2 protein-coding genes are annotated in these 2,327 nt (G+C 53.5%); both read left to right on the top strand.

Features of this window, described 5'->3' with window-relative positions:
• The first annotated feature begins 69 nt into the window (after positions 1-69).
• Positions 70-876, top strand: a complete 807-nt coding sequence (locus tag ACEW8P_RS02060) for a sulfite exporter TauE/SafE family protein (RefSeq protein WP_373511451.1) — start codon at positions 70-72, stop codon at positions 874-876.
• 77 nt (positions 877-953) lie between these two features.
• On the top strand, positions 954-2,327 hold a 1,374-nt coding region (locus ACEW8P_RS02065), incomplete at its 3' end, for a rhodanese-like domain-containing protein (RefSeq protein WP_373511452.1).

Consider the following 2,327-nt stretch of genomic DNA (forward strand, 5'->3'; position numbering starts at 1 on the left):
GTTTGCCGCCGTTCCTATCGGTGAGACGCTGCTGGCAATCACGGGCATTTTCGTATTTAAAAAAGGTAAGTGGAAGCTAACACAAGTTTGATCGGCTACTTCGCATCCATTCTCATTGGTGTGAGTCTGGGGTTGATTGGCGGCGGGGGCAGCATCCTCACCGTTCCGGTATTGGTGTACCTGATTGGCATCAACCCGGTGTTGTCCACAGCTTACTCGCTGTTCGTAGTAGGGGCGACTTCGCTGGTGGGTTCATTCACCTACATGAAAAAGCGGCTGGTCAATTACCGGGCCGCGCTGGTGTTCGCTGTGCCTTCGTTCATTGTCGTTTTTCTGACGCGCAAATTCGTCGTCCCGGCTATTCCCGACCCGGTGTTTACGCTCGGCGGTTTTACACTTCAAAAGGGCGCGGGCATTATGGGCCTGTTCGCCTTGATTATGCTGGCGGCAGCTTTTTCTATGATTCGCCAGAACAAAGAAGCTAAGGCTGAACTACAAAGTGAAACACTTACTTTCAATTTTCCGCTCATCGCGCTCGAAGGTGCCGCCGTGGGCCTGCTTACCGGGTTAGTGGGTGCGGGCGGTGGCTTTCTGATTATTCCGGCCCTGGTTTTACTGGCCAAACTACCCATGAAAATGGCCGTGGGTACTTCTCTGCTGATCATTGCCGCCAAGTCGCTTATCGGCTTTCTGGGTGATATAGGACAGCAAACCATCGACTGGCCATTCCTGGCCGTGTTCACTTCGCTGTCCGTAGTTGGCATCTTTCTGGGATCCTACCTTACCCGCTTCATCCCCGGCGAGAAACTTAAACGCGTCTTCGGTTGGTTTGTACTGGGTATGGCGGGAGTCATTCTGTGGAAGGAGTTTTTTTAAAAGGAGTGGAAAAGTACCAATGTGGCCATTCGGCGGCAGCGCTTTACTTTGTAACCCTGCCACTTAAAACAAAAGTTATGAAAATAGACCAAATATACACCGGCTGCCTGGCGCAGGGCGCTTATTTTATCGAGTCGGAAGGCGAGGCGGCGGTCATTGATCCGCTGCGGGAGGTGCAGCCTTACCTGGGAAAGGCGAAGCGCGAAGGCGCGAAGATTAAATATGTTTTCGAAACGCACTTTCACGCCGATTTCGTTTCGGGGCACCTGGATCTTTCGGAGAAAACCGGGGCCCCGATCGTGTACGGGCCAGGGGCCCAAACCAGTTTCGACGCACATATTGCTGCGGATGGTGAGGAGTTTAGGCTGGGGAAAATTACCATCAAAGTCCTGCATACACCCGGCCACACGATGGAATCTACTTGCTATTTGTTGCTGGACGAAAACGGGAAGGAAACGGCTCTTTTCAGCGGCGATACGCTATTTATCGGCGATGTAGGCCGTCCTGATCTGGCTCAAAAAAGCGACTTGACTACGGAGGATTTAGCCGGGCATCTGTTCGACAGTCTGCGAAGTAAGATCATGCCTTTGCCCAACGACGTCATTGTCTATCCGGCTCATGGGGCGGGTTCGGCCTGTGGAAAGAACATGAGCAAGGAAACCTCCGACACGCTGGGCAACCAAAAAACGTTCAACTACGCGCTGCGGGCGGACATGACGAAGGAGGAGTTCATCAAGGAAGTTACGGATGGGCTAGCCGAGCCACCGCGGTACTTTCCCCAAAATGTACTGATGAACAAGGAAGGCTACGAAAGCATCGACGATGTGCTGGAACGCGGTGTACAAGCGCTCAGCCCGGCGGCCTTCGAGGCGGCGGCTAATGAAACGGGTGCTTTGATTCTGGATACCCGCTCGGCGGCAGATTTTGCCAAAGGTTTCGTTCCTAACGCAATTAATATTGGTATAGATGGTGGCTTTGCGCCTTGGGTTGGCGCGCTGATTCCCGACTTGAAACAATCTCTATTGCTCGTCACCGATCCGGGTCGTGAAGAGGAGGTTGTCACGCGCCTGGCGAGAGTGGGGTACGACCACACGCTCGGCTATCTGGAAGGTGGCTTTGCCGCCTGGCGAGACACTGATAAAGAAACCGACACGATGCAGTCAATACCCGCCGAAGTTTTCGCGGAAAAATTCAGGAATGGCGACTTGACCGTCATTGACGTCCGCAAACCAACCGAGTTCGAAGAAGGCCACATCGAAGGAGCCGAAAACCTGCCGCTCGATGACATCAGCGATCTCATGGCCGAGTTTCCCAAAGAAAAATCCATGTATTTGCATTGCGCGGGCGGCTATCGTTCCATGATTGCTTCCTCGATCTTGAAAGCGCGCGGCTTCGACAATGTCGTTAACATCGAAGGCGGATACGGCGCGATGACGAAGGCGGGCGTTCCC

It is taken from the genome of Persicitalea sp. (assembly GCF_041751555.1).
GTDB lineage: Bacteria > Bacteroidota > Bacteroidia > Cytophagales > Spirosomataceae > Persicitalea.